At 68.5% G+C, this 23329-nt stretch carries 21 protein-coding genes, 1 tRNA gene and 3 pseudogenes; 5 read left to right on the plus strand and 20 right to left on the minus strand.

Going from position 1 to position 23329, the window contains the following annotated elements:
* The first annotated feature begins 48 nt into the window (after window positions 1–48).
* A complete protein-coding gene (locus tag FB458_RS03215) occupies window positions 49–4899 on the plus strand; it encodes a galactose-binding domain-containing protein (protein ID WP_246061472.1) in 4851 nt (1616 codons plus the stop codon).
* A 554-nt stretch (window positions 4900–5453) separates the two neighbouring features.
* Window positions 5454–5921 carry a hypothetical protein gene (locus FB458_RS03220; protein ID WP_141846720.1) on the plus strand — a complete coding sequence of 156 codons (468 nt, stop codon included), beginning with the start codon at window positions 5454–5456 and terminating at the stop codon, window positions 5919–5921.
* Between the two features lie 111 nt (window positions 5922–6032).
* Here FB458_RS03220 and FB458_RS22215 read toward each other — a convergent pair.
* From FB458_RS22215 to FB458_RS03245, 8 genes and pseudogenes are all read right to left on the minus strand, one after another.
* Window positions 6033–6176: pseudogene (locus FB458_RS22215) on the minus strand (integrase core domain-containing protein); the annotation flags it as partial.
* Window positions 6172–6303: an integrase core domain-containing protein gene (locus FB458_RS22220; RefSeq protein ID WP_425460871.1), complete on the minus strand. Its 132-nt coding sequence runs from the start codon at window positions 6301–6303 to the stop codon at window positions 6172–6174. The pseudogene FB458_RS22215 and the gene FB458_RS22220, both read right to left, overlap by 5 nt.
* Window positions 6291–6647: pseudogene (locus FB458_RS22225) on the minus strand (DDE-type integrase/transposase/recombinase); the annotation flags it as partial. The pseudogene FB458_RS22225 and the gene FB458_RS22220, both read right to left, overlap by 13 nt.
* A complete protein-coding gene (locus tag FB458_RS22230; protein WP_425460872.1) occupies window positions 6595–6915 on the minus strand; it encodes an IS3 family transposase in 321 nt (106 codons plus the stop codon). The gene FB458_RS22230 and the pseudogene FB458_RS22225, both read right to left, overlap by 53 nt.
* Window positions 6916–7029: 114 nt before the next feature.
* On the minus strand, window positions 7030–7170 hold the full coding sequence (locus tag FB458_RS22300; protein ID WP_484177333.1) for a transposase: 141 nt from the start codon (window positions 7168–7170) through the stop codon (window positions 7030–7032).
* Window positions 7171–7185: 15 nt separating this feature from the next.
* Window positions 7186–8357: pseudogene (locus FB458_RS03235) on the minus strand (IS3 family transposase).
* A gap of 39 nt (window positions 8358–8396) precedes the next feature.
* Window positions 8397–8909, minus strand: coding sequence for a recombinase family protein (locus tag FB458_RS03240; protein ID WP_141846726.1), 513 nt, complete (start codon window positions 8907–8909; stop codon window positions 8397–8399).
* Window positions 8906–9424 carry a recombinase family protein gene (locus FB458_RS03245; protein ID WP_141846728.1) on the minus strand — a complete coding sequence of 173 codons (519 nt, stop codon included), beginning with the start codon at window positions 9422–9424 and terminating at the stop codon, window positions 8906–8908. The genes FB458_RS03240 and FB458_RS03245 overlap by 4 nt, the downstream gene beginning before the upstream one ends.
* A 425-nt stretch (window positions 9425–9849) precedes the next feature.
* Here FB458_RS03245 and FB458_RS03250 point away from each other — a divergent pair, with 425 nt between their 5' ends.
* The gene (locus FB458_RS03250) at window positions 9850–10533 is read left to right on the plus strand and encodes a hypothetical protein (protein ID WP_141846730.1); all 684 of its coding nucleotides are present in this window, start codon (window positions 9850–9852) and stop codon (window positions 10531–10533) included.
* 949 nt (window positions 10534–11482) lie between these two features.
* Here FB458_RS03250 and FB458_RS03255 read toward each other — a convergent pair.
* The 3 genes from FB458_RS03255 to FB458_RS03265 form a co-directional block, all read right to left on the minus strand.
* Window positions 11483–13666, minus strand: coding sequence for a hypothetical protein (locus tag FB458_RS03255; protein WP_141846732.1), 2184 nt, complete (start codon window positions 13664–13666; stop codon window positions 11483–11485).
* Window positions 13663–14094 carry a hypothetical protein gene (locus FB458_RS03260; RefSeq protein ID WP_141846734.1) on the minus strand — a complete coding sequence of 144 codons (432 nt, stop codon included), beginning with the start codon at window positions 14092–14094 and terminating at the stop codon, window positions 13663–13665. Before FB458_RS03260 ends, FB458_RS03255 begins: the two co-directional genes overlap by 4 nt.
* 325 nt (window positions 14095–14419) lie before the next feature.
* A tRNA-Tyr gene (locus FB458_RS03265) sits at window positions 14420–14500 on the minus strand.
* Between the two features lie 137 nt (window positions 14501–14637).
* Here FB458_RS03265 and FB458_RS03270 point away from each other — a divergent pair.
* Window positions 14638–15144 carry a YajQ family cyclic di-GMP-binding protein gene (locus tag FB458_RS03270; RefSeq protein WP_141846736.1) on the plus strand — a complete coding sequence of 169 codons (507 nt, stop codon included), beginning with the start codon at window positions 14638–14640 and terminating at the stop codon, window positions 15142–15144.
* A 29-nt stretch (window positions 15145–15173) separates the two neighbouring features.
* Here the strand turns inward: FB458_RS03270 and FB458_RS03275 are convergent, their stop codons facing one another.
* The 8 genes from FB458_RS03275 to FB458_RS03310 all read right to left on the minus strand — a co-directional run bounded on the left by FB458_RS03275 (window position 15174) and on the right by FB458_RS03310 (window position 21143).
* Entirely contained in the window at window positions 15174–15815 is a 642-nt protein-coding gene (locus FB458_RS03275; RefSeq protein ID WP_246061038.1) for a TetR/AcrR family transcriptional regulator, read from the minus strand.
* Window positions 15808–16497, minus strand: a complete 690-nt coding sequence (locus FB458_RS03280) for a DUF4166 domain-containing protein (protein WP_141846738.1) — start codon at window positions 16495–16497, stop codon at window positions 15808–15810. Before FB458_RS03280 ends, FB458_RS03275 begins: the two co-directional genes overlap by 8 nt.
* The gene (locus tag FB458_RS03285) at window positions 16494–17126 is read right to left on the minus strand and encodes an SRPBCC family protein (RefSeq protein WP_141846739.1); all 633 of its coding nucleotides are present in this window, start codon (window positions 17124–17126) and stop codon (window positions 16494–16496) included. Before FB458_RS03285 ends, FB458_RS03280 begins: the two co-directional genes overlap by 4 nt.
* Window positions 17123–17590 (minus strand): hypothetical protein, encoded by a 468-nt coding sequence (locus FB458_RS03290; protein ID WP_141846741.1) that lies wholly within the window; start codon window positions 17588–17590, stop codon window positions 17123–17125. The genes FB458_RS03285 and FB458_RS03290 overlap by 4 nt, the downstream gene beginning before the upstream one ends.
* 166 nt (window positions 17591–17756) lie before the next feature.
* Entirely contained in the window at window positions 17757–18152 is a 396-nt protein-coding gene (locus FB458_RS03295; RefSeq protein WP_141846743.1) for a universal stress protein, read from the minus strand.
* Window positions 18149–18991 carry an ATP-binding cassette domain-containing protein gene (locus tag FB458_RS03300; RefSeq protein WP_141846745.1) on the minus strand — a complete coding sequence of 281 codons (843 nt, stop codon included), beginning with the start codon at window positions 18989–18991 and terminating at the stop codon, window positions 18149–18151. The genes FB458_RS03295 and FB458_RS03300 overlap by 4 nt, the downstream gene beginning before the upstream one ends.
* Window positions 18988–20031, minus strand: a complete 1044-nt coding sequence (locus FB458_RS03305) for an ABC transporter permease (protein ID WP_141846747.1) — start codon at window positions 20029–20031, stop codon at window positions 18988–18990. The genes FB458_RS03300 and FB458_RS03305 overlap by 4 nt, the downstream gene beginning before the upstream one ends.
* Window positions 20028–21143: a substrate-binding domain-containing protein gene (locus FB458_RS03310; protein ID WP_141846749.1), complete on the minus strand. Its 1116-nt coding sequence runs from the start codon at window positions 21141–21143 to the stop codon at window positions 20028–20030. Before FB458_RS03310 ends, FB458_RS03305 begins: the two co-directional genes overlap by 4 nt.
* 89 nt (window positions 21144–21232) lie before the next feature.
* Between FB458_RS03310 and FB458_RS03315 the strand changes: the two genes are divergently transcribed.
* Entirely contained in the window at window positions 21233–22306 is a 1074-nt protein-coding gene (locus tag FB458_RS03315) for a LacI family DNA-binding transcriptional regulator (protein WP_246061039.1), read from the plus strand.
* Between the two features lie 37 nt (window positions 22307–22343).
* Here FB458_RS03315 and htpX read toward each other — a convergent pair whose 3' ends face one another.
* On the minus strand, window positions 22344–23216 hold the full coding sequence (gene htpX / locus FB458_RS03320) for a zinc metalloprotease HtpX (protein ID WP_141846751.1): 873 nt from the start codon (window positions 23214–23216) through the stop codon (window positions 22344–22346).
* Between the last annotated feature and the right edge of the window lie 113 nt (window positions 23217–23329).

Here is a 23329-nt window from a genome sequence, read left to right on the forward strand (position 1 = left end):
GTTGCTGGAACGCGTGGACGCTTGCAGCAAGACTGCCTCTTGAACATCATGGGCGTAACCCTGGGCGTGTCGTATAAATCGAACGAATGCTACGGTGGTGACTCGGAAGACAAGAGGTACCCGGAGGCAATCGCCCAGGCCCGGTTCATTAACCGCATGAACCGTCTCGGGGTACATGGGTCCGTGCCTGCGGGGCTGTCGGCGCCGACTGTGGGTGGAGTCACGCCCAATATTCAATGGGAAGTTCGTATTCGTGACAGTATCACGCCGAGAAAGCCAGAAGACACCAAGCTTTACGACTTTCGCCTCGATGTTGTCCTGTATAACGCGGCTGTTAAGTATGGTGAAGTTTCAGTCGTTGAACTTAAGGCCGCTCCTCCGGCCGGCGATGGTTTTGAGGCTGCGCAGCGGCAGGTGAGTGCCTATGTGCGGCAATTGAAGAACTACCAGGTCCCCGCGGTACCCGCGGACTTTTTCGCGGCCGCAAATCCATGGTTTAACTACCTTGACAACTTCCGGATTGTCACCGTGGCGTGCGGGCATAACGGGAGCTTGGTCGAGGAGTCAACCAACTACGTCGTGCACCCTGTGGGTGACGATCCTTCGGTGAACAAGGACGGTAAGGGCGTCCTGATGATCGACTACCAGGACGAGACTCGGGTCTGTAACCCCAGTAACCAGCCTCCGGGGCCGCCGATCGTGAAGCGTCAGTCAGACGGTTTGCGTAAACCGGAGCCAACCGACATCGGTAACCACCCGTCGTGGGCGGACTGCATGCGGAACGCTGGCGGGCTTGTCGTGAATGGCGCCGCGCACGCTGAGGATGTCATTGCGGAATCGACGTCCTATGCTTCTGAAAGCCTAGGTATTGCGGCGGCGAGTACCTTGCCTGTCGGAGCGACGCTCGAGGGGATAGCGGCTGGAACGGAAACGGTTACCGCTGGCGGAGTCATCACAGCAGAGGCAGGGGGTGCCGCGGCCGCCGCAGCAATACCCGTTGCAGTCGTCGCAGCGGGAGTGACTCTGGGGATTGCGGGTTCCTGCGCGATCAACCCAAACGTGTTTGGTGACCCGCACCTCATCACACTCGACGGGCTCCCGTACGACCTTCAAGGGGTCGGCGAGTACCACCTGCTCGAAGCGGGAAACGGCTCCCTCGATGTGCAGGCGCGGTACGTGCCCATGGCCGGGAGTGACTCCATCTCCGTTCTTGGCGGCATCGCCATCCGCTCGCACGACCAAACGGTGGAGATCCAGCCGGGCGGCACAGTGCTCATCGACGGCTACAGCAGCGACCTGGCCTCGGACGGCATCGAATCCTTGGACGACGGCCTTCTGGTCATCAAGTCTGGGGACACGGTCACCGTGGTCTCGAGCGACCCCGGCCTGATCATGCGCTGGTCCGGAAACACGTTCGGGATCAAGCCGATGGATGGTGTGGCCACCAAGGGGTTACTGGGCAACCACGACGGTGACCCCTCGAACGACATGGTCTCGGCCTCGGGTGAGCAGTTCTCCAGGGACACGCCGTCGCACTCGTTCTACGCGGACTACGCGGACTCGTGGCGCATCACCGACGCCGAGAGCGCGTTCACGTACCCGGGCGGGGCGTCAACGAGCACCTACACCAACGTCAAGTTCCCGGCCAACGTCAAGAAACTGGCCGACTTCAGCCAGTCCGTGGTCAGCGCCGCGACGCAACAGTGCCGCACCAACGGTGTCACCTCGCCGTCAGCGCTCGAAAGCTGCGTCTACGACCTTGCCACCACCGGTGACGCCTCCTTCGTCAAGGCCGCCGCCGCCGTGCCCGAGTCCGTCACCGATGGCAACCAGCCCACGTTCGACGCCAACGGCACCCTCAGCGAGGACTTCCAGGCGCCCGTCCCCGCCGCGCTGGCCGCCAACACCTACCTCACCCCCGCCGCGGCCGGTAGTGGTGGCTCGGGTGGCTCGGGTGGCGGTCGTATCGCCGGGCCCTTCTTCGATGACGCCCCGTACAACGTCGCGCTCGTCAACGTTCCCCGACACGACGCCCTGACAGTAGGGTTCACGGCCCACCTCATCGGAGCGCTCACCGACGCTTCGACGCCGCAGTCGATGACGTTGACTGTTGGGGACCAGCCCGCGGGGACGGTGACCTTCCACGACACCTCCGCCGACGCTGCCGGGCCTGCCAGCGGGTCTGGAGCGCAAGGGGCGCAGGTCACGGCGCAGTTCAACTCGGTACAGACCCTGCCCAACGGGCAGACCGACCACGTCTACAAGATCACGGCAGCGCTAGCGCACACCGCGACCAGCCTGCGCTTCTCCCTTCAGACCATCGGGATCCACGGCGTCACCAGCTCCGGTCTCGGCGTCAGCGACCTCAGCTTCCACGTCACCGCTCCCCCGGCTCAGGTCATGGACGTCACCCTGCCGGCGACGGTGCAACCGGACGTGCCAGCCCCGGGGGCCGGCCGCATCGAGACCGGGGGCGCTGAGGACGACTACCGCTTCAACCTCGGCACCGACGACGCCACCCGCGGACTCGTCGTCGACACCTCCTGTGACGTCGCGCCGTACCTGCACCTCGTGTCGGACGCGACAGGGCAGGTCTTCTCCGGGGCCGGCCACGGCGGTTGCGGCACCCAAACCTTCGCCACGCTCAGCCCCGGCAGCTACCACCTCGCTGTCGCCGGCCTCGGCCGGACCTTCACCTACTCACTCAAGGCCTACCTCTGGCCGGCGCCGCAGTCGTTCTCGTACCAGGTCGGTCAGTTGGTGGAGCCGGGCAAGATCGGTGGTGTCGCCGCTGACGGGGCGGGTGCCTTGGAGACCTCAACGTCGAAGGACTCCTACACCTTCACCGTGCCGGCGGGTGGTCAGAGCGTGGTGTTCGACTCGGGCTATGAGAGCCAGCCGGGGTTGGGGTTCTCGCACCTGATCCGGCTGGCCGACGGCAAGGACTACGGGCCGGTGGACGGGCACCGGGTGTTCTCGTTGGACCCGGGTGACTACCGCATCGATGTGGAGCGGGCCGGCTGGATCGGCACCTACTCCTTCGTCACCACCCTCAAGGCGGCACCGCAGTCGTTCTCGTACCAGGTCGGTCAGTTGGTGGAGCCGGGCAAGATCGGTGGTGTCGCCGCTGACGGGGCGGGTGCCTTGGAGACCTCAACGTCGAAGGACTCCTACACCTTCACCGTGCCGGCGGGTGGTCAGAGCGTGGTGTTCGACTCGGGCTATGAGAGCCAGCCGGGGTTGGGGTTCTCGCACCTGATCCGGCTGGCCGACGGCAAGGACTACGGGCCGGTGGACGGGCACCGGGTGTTCTCGTTGGACCCGGGTGACTACCGCATCGATGTGGAGCGGGCCGGCTGGATCGGCACCTACTCCTTCGTCACCACCCTCAAGGCGGCACCGCAGTCGTTCTCGTACCAGGTCGGTCAGTTGGTGGAGCCGGGCAAGATCGGTGGTGTCGCCGCTGACGGGGCGGGTGCCTTGGAGACCTCAACGTCGAAGGACTCCTACACCTTCACCGTGCCGGCGGGTGGTCAGAGCGTGGTGTTCGACTCGGGCTATGAGAGCCAGCCGGGGTTGGGGTTCTCGCACCTGATCCGGCTGGCCGACGGCAAGGACTACGGGCCGGTGGACGGGCACCGGGTGTTCTCGTTGGACCCGGGTGACTACCGCATCGATGTGGAGCGGGCCGGCTGGATCGGCACCTACTCCTTCGTCACCACCCTCAAGGCGGCACCGCAGTCGTTCTCGTACCAGGTCGGTCAGTTGGTGGAGCCGGGCAAGATCGGTGGTGTCGCCGCTGACGGGGCGGGTGCCTTGGAGACCTCAACGTCGAAGGACTCCTACACCTTCACCGTGGCCGGTGGAGCTCCGTCGGGTCAGGGGGGTCAGGCGGACCCGACCCCGCAGACGGTGGTGTTCGACTCGGGCTATGAGAGCCAGCCGGGGTTGGGGTTCTCGCACCTGATCCGGCTGGCCGACGGCAAGGACTACGGGCCGGTGGACGGGCACCGGGTGTTCTCGTTGGACCCGGGTGACTACCGCATCGATGTGGAGCGGGCCGGCTGGATCGGCACCTACTCCTTCGTCACCACCCTCAAGGCGGCACCGCAGTCGTTCTCGTACCAGGTCGGTCAGTTGGTGGAGCCGGGCAAGATCGGTGGTGTCGCCGCTGACGGGGCGGGTGCCTTGGAGACCTCAACGTCGAAGGACTCCTACACCTTCACCGTGCCGGCGGGTGGTCAGAGCGTGGTGTTCGACTCGGGCTATGAGAGCCAGCCGGGGTTGGGGTTCTCGCACCTGATCCGGCTGGCCGACGGCAAGGACTACGGGCCGGTGGACGGGCACCGGGTGTTCTCGTTGGACCCGGGTGACTACCGCATCGATGTGGAGCGGGCCGGCTGGATCGGCACCTACTCCTTCGTCACCACCCTCAAGGCGGCACCGCAGTCGTTCTCGGCCGATCTGGCGATGAACAAGACCGCGACCCAGTCCTCAACAGGCTGGGGAGGGGATCCCTCACGTGCGGTCGACGGCAACACGAGCGGCAACTTCAACGATAATTCCGTGACGCACACGCAGTACCAGGCCAACCCTTGGTGGCAGGTCGACCTCGGCTCCAGCCAGAGCCTGTCCGACATCCGCGTCTGGAACCGGACCGACTGCTGCTCGACCCGCACGACCGACTACTGGGTGTTCGTCTCCAACACCCCGTTCGACACCAGCCTCTCCCCCGCGCAGCAGGCACGGGTGCCCGGAGTGTGGTCCAGCCACCAGACCGGCCAGATGATTTCACCCACCGACGTGACTCTTCCCGGGTCCACCCAAGGGCGATACGTACTGGTCCAGCTTAACGGCAGTGATTACCTGCACATCGCGGAGGTTGAAGCGTTTGGATAACCCCCGCCCTCAGCAAGAGTGAACAAGGAGCCCGTAGGGAGTTACCGTTCCCCCGGGTCACGGAGCCGTCAGCGCCGGCGAAGCACGGGCGGCTTTCACGGCGCTGAACAGGCCGACGAGGAGGACACCTACGAAGTCAACGACCCCGACCCACACGAGCCACGGGCGGATGGCCCCGAGCGCTCCAGCGACGACGTAGGCCGCCAGGAACGCAGCGATCGCAGCGAAGGTGGGCAGCTGCCGCCTCAACGACCGTCGCAGGATCAGCGGGCGACCGAGGTCGGGTGAGGTCCCGCGTTGGTCGAACCAGAGCCGACCAGCCGTCGCCGCTGTCGACGGCCGCAGCTGTCGACGTCCCGGATGGGGCAGGGACCGCCGTCGCGGCGACGGCCCTACGTTCGCGTCCAGGCTGTGCAGCATCAGGAGCCCTGGCGACAAGGGCTCCTGCGCTCCCACGCCGTCGATGGGCGCGCCCTCAGCCGGGGACAGTCCAGCAGTCGGCGCGGGCGAGGTCTCGGGTCGGTGATCGCGACGGAAACGGGTACGGTCCGCGCATGACGGGGGATCGGGCTGGCGCTGGGACGCCACGCAGCCCGTTCCGGCTCATCATCGGCCCTCTGTTCCTCGCCCAGGGCTCCTTCTACCTCGTCGTCGGGCTCATCGGGCTGGGTGACGACCCGAGCACGTACACGGTCATGGGTGCCGTCTTCGTCGTGCTGGGCGTGACGCTGATGATGGTGACCCGTCGCAGCCTGGCCGGACGTCGCCGGTTCGCCGCCGACTTCGGGGCGGAGGCCGCGGAGGCCGCGGCGAAGAGGACGCGGCAACGCCGCACCCTCGCCGTGGCGGGGCTCGTGTACGCCGGACTCGCCGTGGCCTCCCTCGTCCACGAAGTGGTGACCGGGAACAGGGTCGACCTCGTGCAGGTCGCCGCCTTTGGAGCTCTCAGCCTCTCGGCGCTCTATCTGTGGCGCAGAGTGCGTCGTCTTGCCCGGCGTTCGCGAGCTCATGCAACGAGCTGATGACGCTGACCAGCCCCCTGCGGTCGGTCCGTCTCGAGTGAGAGTCGAGCCGGCCGGGCGGTCGGCGCGTGGCTCGATGGACTGGTCCAGGACGGATGGTGGTTGTCCCTCTCATGGACACCCACCATCCTCGTCGCGGCATCGGGCACGTTCGGCCCGGTCGAAGGCCGCTGGGGTCATCATGCCCAGTCCGCGGTGCGGGCGCTCGTTGTTGTACAGATCGATCCAGCGGCCGATGACGACCTTGCTCTCAAGGACGGAGTAAGAGCTCGCCGCTGAGGAGCTCGTCGCGCATGATCCCGTTGAACCGTTCGACGTAGCAGTTCTGCTGCGGGCGGCCTTTGCGACCTGGACCGCCGCGATGCCCTGCGTCGCGAGCCAGATGACCAACTCGGAGGAGGTGAACTCCTTGCCGTTGTCGCTGCGGATCAGCGCCGGCGCCCCGCTGCGGTCGAGGCGCCCGGAGGACCGCTGCTCGGCCAGCAGCCGTTCCATGACCTGCCGGACCCGGCGGTTCCCGATGGAACGGGCGACGTCGAACCCGACCGCCATCCGCGTGTACTCGTCGACGACATTCAGCACCCGCAAAGAGCGGCCGTCCTCGGTGCGTAGCGAGACGAAGTCGTAGGACCAGATGTGACCCGGCCGCAGCGCCGGTCTGGCCCAGGCACTGTTACCTGCCTGGCCGATCCCTCTGCAGTTGGGGCGGTTTCGACGCCGTGTCATCAGCAGGCGGGACTTTCAATCCCTCGGCCCGCCACAGCCGCTCGATCCGTTTGACGTTGACGGCCCAGCCGTCGTCGACCAGGAGCCGGTGGATCTTGCGGTAACCCCACCAAGGGTGCGCCTGCGCCTGCGCGTGCATCGCCTTGACGAGCCGGTCCTCGAAGTCCCGTTGGCGAGCACGGGCCGACGGCGTACCGCTGCGTCGAGCGGTGCTGCCCCTCCACGGTGCAGGCTCGTCGTTCCGAAACGCCGTGCCAGCGACGGAGATAGCCCACTGCGGCCCGGCGGCGAGCCGGGCTCAGAAGTTTCCCCGTTGCAGGTCCTTGAGCATCGAGATGTCCAGGGCCTGCTCCGCGACGACGACGCGTTTCAGCCGGGCGTTCTACTGCTCCAGCGCCCGCAGCCGGTGCGCCTCGTCCTCCTTCAATGCGCCGTACTTCATCTGCCACCGATAGAGCGTCTGCTCCGACACCACGAGCTTCTTGCACACCGCGGGGGGGACTGCTGACGATCCGGTTGACACTCGGGGTGTGGTGGTTCAGGCCGCGTGAGCGGCTGCGTAGATGGTCTCAAACTCGATGGGCGTGAGCTTGCCGAGGGGGCGTTGTCGACGTCGGCGGTGGTAGGTCCTCTCGATCCAGGTGACGATCGCCAGGCGTAGCTCATGGCGGGTGGTCCAGCGGCGGCTGTCGAGGACGTTCTTCTGTAGGAGCGCGAAGAAGCTCTCCATCGCGGCGTTGTCGGCGCTGGAGGCGACGCGTCCCATCGACCCGAGCAGGTGACGACGCTCGAGTTCGTGGACGAATCGCCGCGACCGGAATTGGGACCCTCGGTCGCTGTGGACCACGCAGCCGGCCACGGCCTGGTCCCCGCCGCGGCGGGTGACGGCCATGGTCAGGGCGTCGACGGCGAGGTGGGAGGTCATCCGGTCGTCGATGGCATAGCCGACGATCCGGCGCGACCAGGCGTCCTTGACCGCGCACAGGTAGAGCTTGCCCTCACGGGTGGAGTGCTCGGTGATGTCGGTCAGCCACAACCGGTTGGGGTGCTCGGCGGTGAAGTCACGTTCGACGAGGTCGTCGTGCACCGGTGGCCCTGGCCGGCGGGACTTTCCCCGTTTGCGGGCGTGGAGGGAGACGATTCCGGCCTGCGAGCACAGCCGCCACACCCGCCGCTCCGAGACGGCGTGCCCGGCGTCGTCGAGCTCATCCGCGATGAAGCGGTACCCAAAGCCGGGGTCGTCGGCGTGGACGTCGAACGCGGCGTTCGTGGCGTAGGCGTCGACGAGATCGTGATCGCTGACCGGTGCCCGGCACCAGGCATAGAAGGCTTGACGCGAGAACTTCCGAACCCGGCAGGTCACCGCTACGGGGATCCCGTCAGCAGCGAGATCAAGGACCAGCGGGTACCTCATTTTGGGTGGTGACCCAGCCTCAGGTTCGCTTGGGAGAGGTAGGCCGCCGCTCGGCGCAGAACCTCGTTCTCCTGTTCGAGCAACCGGTTTCGACGTTTGAGCTCGCGCAGCTCGTCAGAATCCTGCCGGGTCATGCCCGGACGGACACCGTCCTCGACGTCCGCGGTCTTCAGCCAATTGCGTAGGCAGGATTCGCTGATCCCGAAGTCCTTGGCGACTTCGGCGATCGGGGCGTCACCGCGGCGAGCGACCGCGACGACGTCGTCGCGGAACTCCTTGGGGTGTGCAGCAGGCATGCTCGACATCCTTCCAGCGGCGACCGATGTCGCCACAGATCAGATGTCAACCAAACCGTCAGCAGTCCCGAGCAGGTCCGAGGAGTGCTGCGCGAGCATCGCGAACAGCTGGCTGTTGAACTGCTGGGAGGGGTCGGCCGTGTCGAGGTTCTCCTCGACGCTATACAGCCGCACCCCCGCCTCACGCATCTGATCGAGCGTGGTCAGGACGGTCACGACGTTGCGGCCGAAACGGTCGATCCGGTAGACGACGACGACGTCGTACTCAGTCAGCCGCGCCATGATCTGCCGCAGCAGACGGTGATTCCCCTTCCCCCGCCACGCCGAGACGATCTGCCGGTAGACGTCGCCGCCGTCCTCCGCCAGCCGCAGGTCACACGACCAGCTCCCCGCTGGCAACGAGTTCAGCCAGCGCAGGCACGTGTCGTGCTGCACCTGCAGACTCTTGGTGTCCGGGTCGTCCTTGCTTCGCCGCTCCAAGATCGCCACCCGCATCGGACGCCCGTACACACGGACCCAGTCCGCGATCGGCACAAACCTGCGCGCGCTCATCGCCGACCACCCTTGGTCGGGTGACCGGCTGCGGTCGCCAGCAGCATGTTGAGCACGGCAAACTCGGCCGCCGCGCTCGCGACATCGTCGGCCCCACCGATGGAGGCGACCCCGATGCCGACGAGGCTTGGGGGACGGGCCACCCCGCCGGACAATGGCATTGGACCGGCACCGACCGCATCCGCGACGAGCACCCGGACGCCACCGTCCTCCAGGCGTCGCAGAATGGCGACCAGCCGCTGAGTCGACCGGCTCAGGCGGGACAGGTCCTGGATAAGCACCTGGTCGTAGCAGGAGAGGGCGTCAAGCATCTTGTCGCCGATCCCCCACCCTCGGGTCTCAGCCAACACGTCCTTCACGTGCCAACCGCACTCGTCCGCACGCGAACGCAGCCGTCCCTCCTGCTGTGTCAACCCGATACTCGTCGGGTCCGCGACCCGCGCGTAGATCGCCACGCGCGGCTCACCAGCGTGTAGCTGTTTCATCGGTGTCCTCCTGGTCTGGTCATCGGCCATGACCGGCACAGTGCGCAGCCCCGCCCTGCGCGCAATCACCTCAACATGACCTACGGCGGTCTTCGTTCACGGTGGCCAGACTGGTCGACCACCCCACCCGACGAGGACCCAGATGCAATTCGACGGCGGATCAGCGGTTCGGTACGGCACGCCACATGCGCCCAGAGAAGAACCAAATGCGACCTGTTAACGACGGGTATCGGTATCGTCGCTTCGCGCGGACCCAAGCGTCGACTCGCTGTGTGATCCTTAATCAGTCGACACATCGACACCGGCGCTCGGAGCCAATCCTGACACGCCGCTCGGCCCGGCCTTCGCCGGCACTGCGGGATCCCCGACGAAGATGTATCGCTCTAGACGGACCCCACGTTTCGTGGAGGCCCGGAATGAGCGAATGTTCGACTACGTAGCGATATAATCGGTCAATGGACTTGCTAAAAGCGACCGAGCCCCTGGCAGCGCACGTTTCGTGGGCAGTCTGGCCCGAGGTCGACCTCAGTCGACCACTTGACGATCTCGACCTCTCCACACCCGATTTAAAAGCAAGTCAAGTTCATGTGAACGCCGTGATTGTTGGACTTAATCGCAGCAAGGAGATTGGAGACACCTTCCTTAAATGGGGGAACTTTCACACTGCTGCGAAACACAACGATCATGTCCTCGCGGGAGCATTCGTAGGAACGCCCTTCGAGGGTGCGCTCATGGTCGACCTTGTCGATGCGGTCGAAGGCAACTCAACCAACGTCCCTGTAACCGAGACGGACGTGACTAAACTTGGAGAGTTCGTCAGGAGCTTGGGCTCCGACGACCCAGTATTTGTTGGCCTTGGCTCCAAAGTCTATGCCGGCCTGCACCAACACCGCGTCTCACTTTCACGAATAATGACTCAGTCGCCGGACAACTGGGCCGACCCTACTGGCGGCGAGCGGATCGTGCCCGAGACGCGGATTGTCAAACTCCCTCACTATTCGAGCCAAAATCATCGATCGCACTACTCGCACCCAGCCACCTACCGTGCTCGGGCCCACGCAGCGCTTGATGAAGCATTCACTGCCGACGGCTGGGGTGACTGGCGTCAACCGGGTCTGCCGCGATCCACTCGCACCTAACTTCACCAACCGATCGAGGCGCGGGGTGAGGCATCTCAAAGTCGAACTTCATCGATGGGACACTCTGACCACGCCCGGGAAGCTGAAGTCGCGCAAAGTGGCTTCGCTCAGGGCTGTGCTCAAGATGTCGTTGACGATGCAGTCAGGTGTAGACCTGCCGCGCACTCCAAGCAACTCCGGAACCCGCACCAATCCGACCCAAAGGACAGCCCCGATCTCGGCAGCCGGCGCAGACGTGCGCGGAAGCAAGGCCCCGTCGCAACAGTCGGCTAAAGCTACGTAACTCCTGGTCAGACTGTTGCTGACGAGGAGGAATCTGCAACTGGTGAGTCCGCAACGTCAGAAGGAAGTTCGGGCATTGCGGCGGGCGGTCCATCCGAACGGCTGACCCCGCCGCTGCGGCCTACCGTCCGGTACACGAAGTTGTCCCCTGAATGAAGGGCCGGTCCCGAAGGGCCGGCAATCGTGCCCGCCTGGAGCTCGCCGCTGGGCTCGTCCCAGCCTCAATGAAGGACCGGCTCCGAAGCGCCGGCGACGAGGGTCAGGCGCCGGGCTCGACCCGCACCTACCAGACGCCTCGATCAAGGGCCGTCCCCGAAGGTCCGGCGACCCGTCACCGGGCTCTACAACACCCCGGGCGTGCAGAAGCCTCAATGAAGGACCGGCCCCCGAAGGGCCGGTGACTGTCGGACAACGTCGTGGGTCAGGCCATGGCTTTCGTGCCTCAATGAAGGGCCGGTGACAGGGGTCAAGATTCTCATGGCTCTGACTTGGGGTGATGCCCACCCGTGCGATGCCTACGATTGGGCTGGGGGGGTGCTGCCCGCACGTACGACCCTCCAGCAGCCGTTCATTGTTCGGTCAACATCGATCCCGGACGGCTGGGACTCGCGCACGCCCCCGACAGAAGCGATGGCTCGAACAAGTCGACACGTGGCATCGGAAACGATCAGTGACCGCGTCGCAACCGATGCCTACCCCTTGCCTGGTACTTCTCCAAGCTCAGCCGGGTGACGGACTGGACGCCACCGTGGAAGCGATCGTCCTCCTGGAGCTGACCGTGCCTGATCAGGGTCTTGACGCTCGCGACGCTGATGCTGAGCTGCTTCGCAGCGTCGGGCATACGGATCGCGCGCTCGGCAAGGGCACGCTGCGCCAGGAAGTAGCTGCGCACATGGTTGGCAACCTCATCTGACATCTGGTGATCGCGTACACCATCGCGTGCCACGCAGCTGAGGTCAGGGTGACGGGTGATGTACTGACGGATCTTGTCGTAGGGCTCGCCGAGCTCGTGGGCAAGCTCGCGCATACTGGAGCCGGCGCCAAGCTCGTCGGCCATCCGTAGCAGCCCCTTGACGTCGACTAGGTAGCGGAAGCCGGCCTGATCAGCGCGCAGGGCCTTCATGCTCTCCAGGCGGCCGTTGCGAATGTCGTCCAGGATCTGAGCAGTGGTCACTCCCCGGAGCTCAGCGGCCTGGGCCACGGACAGCCAATCTCCGTCCGGGATCTGCTCGACGAACCATCCCAGGTCGATGAGCTTGGCGTCGACTTCCGCCGCGCGTCGCGCGAGTGCCCGTTGCCGACCGGTCGTACACGAGGTGGCAGTGGGGACCATGAGACCGTCCGGAAGGCGGGTCACGATCTGCTCAGTCATCGTGGCGGCCACATCGCGTTGCGGTTTCATCTCGAGGTCCTCGAGAAGGTAGTGCTGGTGGATGACCTCGGTGCCGCGGCGGTGCCCCATGTACGCCCGGATGTTCTCCACGACCTCACGGTTGGCCTGCAGGGCGGTCGCGAAGGACTGGCGCATGCGTTGCGGAGTCGGCGCGACCGTCACCATGCCCTGCCGGGCCCGCAGCTTCGTGTCTTCAAGGCGCATATTGAGCCCCTCGGCCGCGGCCGCACCGGTAAGGGCGTTCCGGAATGCCGATTGCCCACCCGTGTCGTCGGCTTGCAGTCCCGGGACGAGCCGCGCCTTTGTGTGGACGTGTCCGGCGGGGTCGGTGTGGAACACGTCGATCACCACTCGGATCAGGTCCATCAGGGGCGCCGGCACCACCAGGATGCGCCAGGAGTCGGCCTTGGTCTCGTCGACGTGATCGGTGGTCACTCTCGCGCCATCGGGTCCGCGACGGTGGAACTTCCGACCGCCCTGCGACTGGACGGTCAGGATGCCCGGCCGGCCGGCGCCGGCGTCGACGACGTCCTCGACCAGCAGTCCGTACGCTTCGGACACCAGCAGACCGAGCAGGCGAAGCAGCCAGAGAACCAGCTGGTGCACGACGTGCAGGCGTGCCGCCACGCGGCCGGTCTCCTCCAGCGTCACCGCCCGGGTGGTAGTCTTCGGGACGGTGTTCTTCGGGATCTCGGCGGCGCGGACCTGAGGCTGGAGCGCGATTCCCTCACTCTCGGCGTAGGCGAGGACGGCTCGGAAGGTGCGCCGGACGTCCTGCAGGGTGCTGTGGGCGTAGCGCGCCCCGTCGCTCGGCGCGCTGGTGGCCAAGCCCGCCTGGGGCTCGAACAGGTCGCCGAAGCGGTAGAGGTTGGCGGTGCCGCGTCTTCCGACGGGCTTGATGCGTCCGGTCCTCCGGGCGCGCTTGAACGTCGAGGTCGAGCATGGGCGACCGGCTTCGGCGAGCAGGGCGCGGCCCTGATCCATGGTCCCGACGGCGTCCGGGTTCTCGTGCGTCGGGAAGTCCGCCGTGGTGCGAGCGGTCGGGACCTTGAGCAGGTGCTGGTACATCCGCCGGGCGTCCTGGCGGGTGATCGCCTCGAGGCTGAGGTGGTGGTCGACCAGGTAGGAGTCGATGACGTTCACGTAGCCCCGGACCTGGGTCTCACGGCCGATGTCGCCGTGGCCGTCCTCGACGTAGCGCTCCTGGACCCATCGCTCGGCGACGCTCTTGAACGGGGTTCCGCTGCCGCCGGCGCCCGGTGACCTGTGACCGTTCGCCGGGGGGATCGCGCGGCCCGCGGTGCGGGCCTCGATCGCCCGCCGCAGCCACTGCTGAGCCTCGCGCCTGGTCGAGAAGGTGGCCTGCGGCCGGGTCGTTGAGCCGCGGTCCGCCGGAAGGGATGCGGTGAAGGTGCCTGAAGCGTTGGCCCTGATGCTGCCGGTCAGCGGGCGGCTCACCGGACGGCTCCGGACGGCACGGCCAGGGCGAGGACCCGATGCAAGGCCTCGAGGGCGGTCTGCCGCTCGGCGGCGAGGGCGGCTGTGACCGCGAGCTGGGACTCGAGCTGGCGGATACGCTCGCGAAGGTCGCTGACCTGCCTCGACTCCCGCAGCGTCTCCAGGGTGGCGGCGACCTCGATGACGTGACTGGGATCGAGGTCGCCTGCGTCGACCAAGTCCTGGACCGGGACGGTCCACTCCTGGCGGCCGGTCAGCGCCTTGTCCGCGTGCGGGTACCGACCGGCATGGATCCACCCCGCGACGGTCTTGCGGTCCCTGGGCCTGCCCGGCTTCCCGGTGAGGTGGCAGACCTCCCGCATCGAGAGCATCGTGGTGCTGGTGAAGGTGGTGGCCTCCGCGGCCGCGGACGTGCTGGTGGGTGTCATGCCGGCGGACCGTCCGGCCCTCACCGGGACCGGCAATCCCCGCCTGCACCGACCCCGGTTCCCTCAGGTCGCCCCGGGTCACCGGCGCCCTCGCCCAAGGACCACCCGCCGCACGACCGCTCGGAACCCGCCATCTGGGCCGACCTGGGGACACCTGCGGAAACCTCGGGTCGGCGCCTGCCACGGCGCACAATGACCTCGATAAACGGTGGTCGGGGGGCCGCAATCGTCCGGCGGTCGCCTCGGATCGCCGGAAAATCTCCCGCAAACGCACCTGACCCCCGCATTAAGCGGGGGTCAGGTGCCGGATGGCTGTGCCATCTCGTGGCGGGTGAAGGATTCGAACCTTCGTAGCTTTCGCGACGGATTTACAGTCCGCTCCCATTGGCCGCTCGGGCAACCCGCCGTGCTGGCGCATGGAAGGATAGCAAGGAGTGCACGGGGCACCGAATCCGGTTCCGGAGACGGCTCCCCGGCCCCGTCCCCCGCAGTCCACCCGCAGTCCAGCCCGCAGTCCAGCCCGTAGTGAGGAAGTGCCCGGCCATGGCCGACTCGTCGTTCGACATCGTCTCCAAGCTCGACCACCAGGAGATCGCCAACGCCGTCAACACCGCCGCCAAGGAGGTCGCGACCCGCTACGACTTCAAGGGCGTCGGCGCCTCGCTCGAGCTCTCCGGCGAGTCGATCCTCATCAAGGCCAACTCCGAGGAGCGCGCCCTGGCCGTCCTCGACGTCCTGCAGACCTGGCTGGTCAAGCGCAAGGTCTCGCTCAAGCACCTCGACTACGGCAACGACGACAACACCCCGACCCCGAGGGTCTCGGGCAAGGAGTACCGCCTGCAGGTCGGCCTCAAGGAGGGCATCTCGCAGGAGGTGGCCAAGAAGATCGGCAAGCTCATCCGCGACGAGGGCCCCAAGTCGGTCAAGAGCCAGATCCAGGGCGACGAGCTGCGGGTGACGAGCAAGTCGCGCGACGACCTGCAGGCCGTGCAGCGGCTCATCCAGGGCGCGGACCTCGACACCGCCCTGCAGTTCACCAACCGCCGCTGACGCGGGGCCCCGGACGACGACGCGCGGCGTCAGACCCGCCGCAGGGCACCCCGTAGGGCCCGGCGGGCCACGGGGCCGAGGCCGTCGATGCTGCGGGCGAGGTCCTCGAGCCGGTCGAGCGCCTCGATCGTGCTCGGCACGTTCTCGCCCTCGCGAGTGGGGACCATCAGCTCGAGGCCGATGAAGGCGGAGGTGACGACGTCGGCGAGCAGCCCGGGGGCGACGAGCTCGTCGAACGGTGAGCCGGCGAGCAGCCGGGTGAGGGTGCGCTCGATCTCGGTGCGCCACAGGCCGAGCGACTCCCCCGTCGCCGCCGCGAGCGCGGGGTTGGCCTGCGACCCGGCGAGGGTCTGGGCGAGGACCGTGACGTTGCCGAGGGCGGCCTCCTCGTCGTGGATCTCGCGGCCGAGGGCGACGAGCCCGGCGAAGGAGGGCACCGCCTCGAAGCGCGGCCGGAAGTTCTCGACCCGCTCGCGGGTCGAGGTCACGCAGGCGTGCGCGACGAGGCTGTCGACCGTGCCGAAGTGGTAGAAGACCAGCGCCTGGTTGACGTCCCCGGCCGCCGCGATGGTGCGGGCCGACACCTTGGCGATCCCCTGCGTGCGGATGGTCTCCATCGTCGCCTCGACGAGTCGGCGACGGGTGCTCTCGGTCCTCGTGTCCTCAGGCACGGCACTCCTCGCGGTAGGGCTTGACCGCCGAGGGCACCTCACCCCCGGCGGCGACCAGGTCGAGGTAGCGGACGGTGAACGACCCGTCGTACCCGAAGACGGGCCCGACCACGGCGTTGCGGACCTCGACGTGGATCCGGAAGCATCCTGCCGCGTCGTCGTACGACTCGCGCACGAGGGCGTCGGCCGCGAGCACCCGGGGCAGCCGGACCCCGAGCCGGCCCTCGTAGAAGCGGAACCCGCCGCTGCGGACGACGAGAGCGCCGTCGCGGTCGACGTGCAGGTCGAGGTCGGCGGCCACGTGCTGGTGGGTGCCGAGGTAGTCGACGACGCGGCCGCGCTCGGGCGAGAAGACCATCGTCGCGTCGAACCGGCGCCTCCGCCCCGGGCGCACCTCGAAGGTCCGCACGAAGGTGAGCGTCTCGCGACCGAAGGAGTCGCGGTAGGCGTAGTTCTCGATGGTGAACGGCACGTCGGTGCCGGCCTCGGGGAACAGCAGGTTGCGGGTCGCGCCGAGCCGCAGGCACGGGGTGAGCGCAGGGCTCCCCCGCCAGACCCGCTGCATGACGCCCGTGCCGACGCAGGCGACGCGGTCGTCGCTGGAGAAACCGAACCGCCGCTGCAGCTGCGGGTGCAACCGGTCGAGGTCGAGGTCGAGGGCCTGGGCGAAGACGGAGCTCATGGCGTGGCCTCCCGGGAGGTGGTGGGGCGCGGCTGCCGGCGGCAGCGGAGGGCGCTGGGGACGAGGCGGTGGTGCGGGGTGCGGACGGCGGCGACGACGAGACCGGCTCCGAGAGCGGCGGCGCCCACGCGGAGGACCCCCTCGAGCAGGGCGTTCCGTCGCGCGGTCTCGGGCGGGAGACCCTCGTCGACCCACAGCCGGAGCCGGTCGAAGGACCAGGCGGTCGCCCATCCGAGCAGCGGGCGCACGAGCCGGTCGGCGGGTCCCCGCGGGGTGTAGTCGTAGCCGGTGAGGAACCGGGTGCCCCCGTCGTCGGTCGGCACGTAGCGCCAGTAACCGCGGCCCTCGCGCAGCGGCGAGCGCACGTCGTCGCAGCGGAAGCGGAGCGCCGACGTCGCCGACCCGTCGGCGTGGTGCCGGTCGGCGCTCGTCACGCCGACCCCGGCGACCGGCCCGACCGCGTAGGTGAAGGTCCGCGGCGACCCGGGCGTCGGGCCGGCCGCGTCGAGGTCGATGCGGGTGAAGCGCAGGTCCCAGCGCGCGTGCGCGACCGGGTCCTGCGTCCGGCGCCACACCTCGGCGACGGGCGCCCGGGTGGTGGTCTCGACGTACAGCGGCCGGCCGCTCATCGGCGGAGCCCGCAGACCCGGGACCGTCGACCGGGCCGACGGGCAGGGGTGGCGCGGTGGCCCAGCCGCACGACGTCGAGGACGAGCGGCCCGGAGGCGATGACCACGAGGACGAGGACGGAGTGGCTCGGGTCGCGCCTCGAGAGCTCGGCGACGGCCACCGGGGCGAGCAGGGCGACGGCGATCGTCGTCAGCGCCGTCTCGCCGGGGGGCCGGTCCAGCCGGCGGCAGGTGGCCAGCGCCACCGCGCCGCATGTGCCGACCGCCAGCCCGACCGCCGTCCCGACCAGCAGGCCGACCAGCCCCACGAACAGGCCGAAGGCCAGCGCGCCGGGGCCGCGCACCCCGACCGTCGCGAGCAGACCGAGGAGGACGGGTAGCCCGAACCCCACTCCGGCCCCCCACGCGATCCCGTCGACGACCAGCGCCCAGGCCGGGTCGCGCTGCTGCGAGAACCACCTCATGCCACTCTCCTCCGCGTCGTTGAGCGATCGCTCAAATCACACGGTAGAGCATATTGAGCGATCGCTCAAGAGGGTGAGGCCGGGGCACGGCACGGCGCCCGCCCTCCGGGAGGAGGACGGGCGCCTGGGGAGGTGCCGGACGCCGTACGGCGTCGTGCTGGTGCGGTCAGGCGCGGGGCTTGACCGCGAGGACGGGGCAGTCCGCCTCGAGGAGGACCTGCTGGGCGGTGCTACCGGTGAGCAGCTTGCCGACCGGCGAGCGGCGACGGATCCCGATGACGATGAGGTCCGCCTTGGTCTCCTCGGCGGCGGCGAGGATCGTCGTCGCCGGACCGGACCCGTCGAGCGGGCGGCGGATCTCGTGCTCGAGCCCGGCCTGCGCGAGCTGGGCGTCGAGCGCGTCGATGTCCTGCTCGGTCGCGAAGGACGGGTGGGCGTAGTCGCCGTGGTACGACGTGTTGACGACCACCACCCGCGCGCCGGTGCGCTGGGCGGCCTCGACCGCCGCATCGACGGCGGCCGAGCCCTCGGGGGTCGGCACGTAGCCGACGACGACGGTCACCCCGCCGCCCTCCCGGACTCGACGCCCTCGACGGTCATCGCCCCGGTCATGATCGCCACGCCCTCACCCATCGTGTGCGACTGCGGCGTGATCACCGCGGCCCGGCGGGCCAGCCGCTGGATGTGGATCCGGTCGGCCACCTCCCACACGTGGGGCATGTTGTGGCTGATGACGATGACCGGCACGCCGCTCTCGCGCAGCTGCTTGATCATGTCGAGGACGGCGTTGCCCTCCTTGACCCCCAGCGCGGCCGTCGGCTCGTCGAGGATGACGACCTTGCTCCCGAAGGCGGCCGCGCGGGCGACCGCCACCGCCTGCCGCTGACCTCCGGACAGGCTCTCGACCGCGACCCCCATGTTCTGGATGGTCTGGATGCCGAGGTTCTGCACCGAGGTGCTCGCCCGGTCGCGCATGCCCTTCTTGTCGAGCATCCGGAAGACCGAGCCCAGGATCCCGGGTCGGCGCTCCTCCCGCGCGAGGTAGAGGTTGCTCGCGATGTCGAGCGCCGGGATGACGGCCAGCTGCTGGTAGACGGTCTCGATCCCGGCCTCGCGGGCGTCCTGCGGCTTGCTGAACTTCACCGTGTGCCCGTCGAGGGTGAGCTCGCCGGCGTCGATGGTGTAGGCCCCCGAGAGGCACTTGATGAGGGTCGACTTGCCGGCCCCGTTGTCGCCGATGACGGCGAGGACCTCGCCCGGGTAGAGCTCGAGGTCGACCCCGTCGAGCCCGATGACCCGGCCGAAGGTCTTGACCAGACCCTTGCCCTGGAGGATCGGGGCGTTGCCCCGCTCGGACGGCGGGACCGACGAGGACGGGACCGCGTCCTGGCTGGTGCTCACGACTTCACCTTCCTGATCCACTGATCGACGGCGACGGCCGCGATGACGAGGATGCCGACGGCGAGCAGCCGGTAGTTCTGGTCGACCCCCGCGAGCGAGAGCCCGGTGGCGAAGGCCTGGACGATGAGCGCGCCGATGAGGGTGCCGAGGACGCCGCCGCGCCCGCCGAAGAGGCTGGTGCCGCCGATGACGACCGCGGTGATGCTGTTGAGGTTGGCGTCGACGATCCCGTTGGGAGAGGCGACGGAAGCGCGACCGATCTGGCACCAGGCGGCGATGCCGAAGATGAGGCCGGCCACCGTGTAGACCGACAGCAGCACGCGCTTGCTGGCGATGCCCGAGAGGCGGGCGGACTCGGCGTCGTCCCCGACGGCGTAGACGTGCCGGCCCCAGGCGGTCTGGCTGAGCGCGAACCCGACGACGAGGTACATCAGCAGGACGATGACGACGCCGTTCGTCACCACGAACCCGGCGATCGAGAAGCTGTTCCCCGTCCAGTTGAGCAGGTCGGGCATCTGGTCGGCCCCGATGCTCTGACCGTTGGAGTACAGCAGCGCGAGCGCGGTGAAGATGCTCAGCGAGCCCAGCGTGACGATGAACGGCGGCAGGTTGAGCCGCGTCACGAGGAACCCGTTGAGCGCCCCGGCGAGGGTCCCGAGCGCGACCCCGATGAGCAGCGCGACGGGTCCGGGGACCCCGTTCTTCGCGGCCACCGTCGCCATGACCATCATCGAGAGGATGGCGATCGCGCCGACCGACAGGTCGATGCCGGCGGTGAGGATGACGAGCGTCTGGCCGATGGCCAGGGCGGCCACGATCGCGGTCTGCTGCACGAGCAGCGACAGCGAGTTGGCCGACGCGAAGCGCGAGTTGAGCAGGGAGAACACGACGACGGTCAGCACGAGGATGATGGCCGGGCTGATCGCCGGGTTGGAGTGCAGCACGTGCTGCAGACGCTGGGCCGGGCTCTGCGCCCGGCGGGAGAGCTCCGCCTGGGCGGCGCTCTCGCGAGCGCCGCCCTTCGTCGCGGAGGACGTCACGACGCCGAACCCCAGCAGACCTTCGAGCCCTCGTCGCTCGTGATGCTCGTGACCCCGTTGGCCGGCTTGTCCGTCACCAGCTGGACGCCGGTGTCGAAGAAGTCGAGGCCGGGCGAGGTGGAGGGCTTGGTGCCGTCCTTGGCGTACTTCGAGATCGCCTCGACGCCGAGCTGGGCCATCTTCAGCGGGTACTGCTGGCTCGTCGCGCCGATCACGCCGTCCTTGACCTCCTTGACGCCCTGGCAGCCACCGTCGACCGAGACGATCGTGTAACCGGTCTTCTTGGCGGCCTTGAGGGCCGCGTCGGCGCCGGTCGCCGCCGGCTCGTTGATCGTGTAGACGAGGTTGATGTTCGGGTTCTTGGTGAGGCAGTTCTCCATGGCGGTGCGCCCGCCGTCCTCCGCGCCCTGGGTGGGCTCGTTGCAGACGATCGTGTAGGTGCCGCCGTCGTAGTTGCCGGTCTTCGCCTCGTCGCCGTTCTTCTTCTTGTCGACCGTGTCGATGCCCATGCCGCTGAGGAAGCCCTGGTCGCGGTTGTAGTCGACCGAGACGACCTTGTCGTTGAAGAGGTCGAGCAGGGCGATGACGGCGGGCTTGCCGCCCATCTGCGCCTTGGCCCACTGGCCGATGAGCTCGCCGGCCTTGAAGTTGTCCGTGGCGAAGGTGATGTCGACCGTGTCGGCCGGGTCCGGCGGGGTGTCGAGGGCGATGACGTAGAGGCCCTGCGCGCGGGCCTTCTTGATCGACGCGTTGACGCCCGGGCCGTTGGGGGTGATGAGGATGCCCTTGTCGCCCTTGGCGATCGAGTTCTCGATGGCGGTGATCTGGCCGGCCTCGTCGCCGTCCTTGCTGCCGGAGGCGACGGTCAGGTCGATGTTGCCGGCCTTCTGCGCCTCCTGCTTCGCACCGTTCTGCATGGCGACGAAGAAGGGGTTCGTGGAGTCCTTGGTGATGAGCGAGACGCCGATCTTGTCTCCGGAGCCGCCGGAGCTGCCGGAGCTGCCGGAGCCGGAGCCGCTGTTGCCTCCGCAGGCCGACAGGCCCAGCGCGAGGCCGGCGACGGAGAGGGCGACCGCCGCGCGGGTGCGGCGGGTCGAGACGGTGCTGAGCATTGGGGTTTCCTCCCGGTGAGACAACGTTGTCCCGGCCATTTACAGCCACCTCTTGTACTCAGGTCAAGGCTGTTGTCTAATCTGAGACCATGTCCGAGACAACGATGTCCGAGCCGGTCGGCGGTCTTCCCGTCGCGCCGGTCGGCGACCGCGCGACGATGCGTGACGTCGCGGCGCTGGCGGGCGTCAGCCTCAAGACCGTCTCCCGGGTGGTCAACGGCGAGACGACCGTCGCCCCCGAGCTGGCCGAGCGCGTGCAGCGCGCCGTGGCGCGCCTGGCCTACCGACCCAACCGCACGGCGAGCAACCTGCGGCGGGGCTCCGCCCGCACCGGGGTCATCGGGGCGCTGCTGCAGGACGTCTCCAACAGCTTCTCGGCCGGGCTGCTGCGCTCGCTCGAGGACCAGGCCCGCGCCCGCCGGGACGTCGTGCTGACCGCGAGCCTCGACGAGGAGGCCGAGCGCGAGCACCTGCTCGTCTCCGACCTGGTCGGGCGCCGCGTCGACGGGCTGGTCATGATGCCCGCCTCGGTCGACCAGTCCTACCTGGCCGCCGACGTCGCCGCCGGGCTGCGCGTCGTCTTCGTCGACCGCCAGCCCCGGGGGGTGGCCGCCGACTCGGTCACCGTCGACAACCGGCGGGGCGCCGTCATGGCGACGAACCACCTGCTCTCCCTGGGGCACCGGCGGATCGCCTTCCTCGCCGACCTGACGAGCATCGAGACCTCGCGCGAGCGCCGTCTCGGCTACGAGGCCGCGCTGCGCGAGGCGGGGGTCGACCTCGACCCGGACCTCGTCGTCACCGGGCTGCGTACCCCGGACGCGGCCGAGGAGGCCGCCATCGGTCTGCTCGACGGCAGCGCGCACGCCCCCACCGCCGTGTTCGCCGGGCGCAACGTCGTGACCATCGGCGTGGCGCGGGCGCTGCGGACCCTGGGCCTCTCGCACCAGGTGGCGCTCGTCGGCTTCGACGACTTCCCGCTCGCCGAGCTGCTCGTCCCCGGCCTGACCGTCGTGCGCCAGGACGTCGCCCGGCTCGGCCGCGAGGCCGCGGAGCAGCTCTACGCCCGGATCGAGGGCGACACCTCACCGCCCCGCGCCCGCGTCATCCCGCCGCGGCTCGTGCTGCGCGGCTCCGGCGAGATCGCTCCCCGCCGTCGCTGACGCGACAGGTCGAGCGGACCGGTCGAGCGGACCGGGCTCAGGCGCGGTAGCCGGCCATCTGCTCGAGCCGCGCGATCCGCTGGTCCATCGGCGGGTGCGTCGAGAAGAGCCTGGAGACGTCCTGGGCCCGGAACGGGTTGGCGATCATCATGTGGCTGGCGTTGACGATCTGCTGCTGCGGCTGCAGCGGCGCGGCCGCCGTCCCGCGCTCGAGCTTGCGCAGCGCCGAGGCCAGCGCCAGCGGGTCACCGGTCAGGCGGGCGCCGTCCTCGTCGGCGTCGTACTCGCGGGTGCGGCTGATGGCCAGCTGGATGACGGTCGCCGCGAATGGCGCGAGCAGCGCGAGGACGAGCAGCGCCAACGGGTTCGGGCGGTCCTCGTCGTCGCCGCCCATCCCCCCGAACATGCCGGCGAACATGAGCATCTGCGCGACCGAGGTGATGACGCCGGCGATGGCCGCGGCCACCGAGGACGTGAGGATGTCGCGGTTGTAGACGTGCTGCAGCTCGTGCCCGAGGACACCGCGCAGCTCGCGCTCGTCGAGCAGCCGCAGGATCCCCTCCGTGCAGCAGACCGCCGCGTTCTGGGGGTTGCGGCCGGTGGCGAACGCGTTGGGCGCCTCGGTCGGCGAGATGTAGAGCCGCGGCATCGGCTTGCCCGCCCGGGTCGACAGCTCGCGGACGATCCGGTACATCGCGGGGGCCTGCGCCTCGCTCACCGGGTAGGCCTGCATGGCCCGGATGGCCAGCTTGTCGCTGTTCCAGTAGCCGTAGAACGTCGTCGCGACGCCGATGAGCGCGAAGACCCAGATGAACCGCCCGCCGGCGACGAGCGCGCCGATGACGAGCAGCAGGGCCCAGATCGCGCCGAAGAGGCCCGCGGTCTTGAGTCCGTTGAAGTGCCGGTGCATGACGGATGAACGCCGACGCCGCTCGGCCCGTTCCCCGCCTCGCGCGGACCGGACCAACCCCGGCGAATCGGATTCGGCCCGCTCGGCTCGGTGTGCGACCAGAGCCGAGCGGG

Origin of the sequence: Lapillicoccus jejuensis (assembly GCF_006715055.1) — a bacterium.
Classification (GTDB): domain Bacteria; phylum Actinomycetota; class Actinomycetes; order Actinomycetales; family Dermatophilaceae; genus Lapillicoccus; species Lapillicoccus jejuensis.

Coding starts and splice junctions, on each gene's coding strand:
- FB458_RS03215 (WP_246061472.1), top strand. CDS start 49: ATGGGCGTAACCCTGGGCGTGTCGTATAAATCGAACGAATGCTACGGT.
- FB458_RS03220 (WP_141846720.1), top strand. CDS start 5,454: ATGACGGGGGATCGGGCTGGCGCTGGGACGCCACGCAGCCCGTTCCGG.
- FB458_RS03240 (WP_141846726.1), bottom strand. CDS start 8,909: ATGAGCGCGCGCAGGTTTGTGCCGATCGCGGACTGGGTCCGTGTGTAC.
- FB458_RS03245 (WP_141846728.1), bottom strand. CDS start 9,424: ATGGCCGATGACCAGACCAGGAGGACACCGATGAAACAGCTACACGCT.
- FB458_RS03250 (WP_141846730.1), top strand. CDS start 9,850: ATGGACTTGCTAAAAGCGACCGAGCCCCTGGCAGCGCACGTTTCGTGG.
- FB458_RS03260 (WP_141846734.1), bottom strand. CDS start 14,094: ATGACACCCACCAGCACGTCCGCGGCCGCGGAGGCCACCACCTTCACC.
- FB458_RS03270 (WP_141846736.1), top strand. CDS start 14,638: ATGGCCGACTCGTCGTTCGACATCGTCTCCAAGCTCGACCACCAGGAG.
- FB458_RS03280 (WP_141846738.1), bottom strand. CDS start 16,497: ATGAGCTCCGTCTTCGCCCAGGCCCTCGACCTCGACCTCGACCGGTTG.
- FB458_RS03285 (WP_141846739.1), bottom strand. CDS start 17,126: ATGAGCGGCCGGCCGCTGTACGTCGAGACCACCACCCGGGCGCCCGTC.
- FB458_RS03290 (WP_141846741.1), bottom strand. CDS start 17,590: ATGAGGTGGTTCTCGCAGCAGCGCGACCCGGCCTGGGCGCTGGTCGTC.
- FB458_RS03310 (WP_141846749.1), bottom strand. CDS start 21,143: ATGCTCAGCACCGTCTCGACCCGCCGCACCCGCGCGGCGGTCGCCCTC.
- FB458_RS03315 (WP_246061039.1), top strand. CDS start 21,233: ATGTCCGAGACAACGATGTCCGAGCCGGTCGGCGGTCTTCCCGTCGCG.
- htpX (WP_141846751.1), bottom strand. CDS start 23,216: ATGCACCGGCACTTCAACGGACTCAAGACCGCGGGCCTCTTCGGCGCG.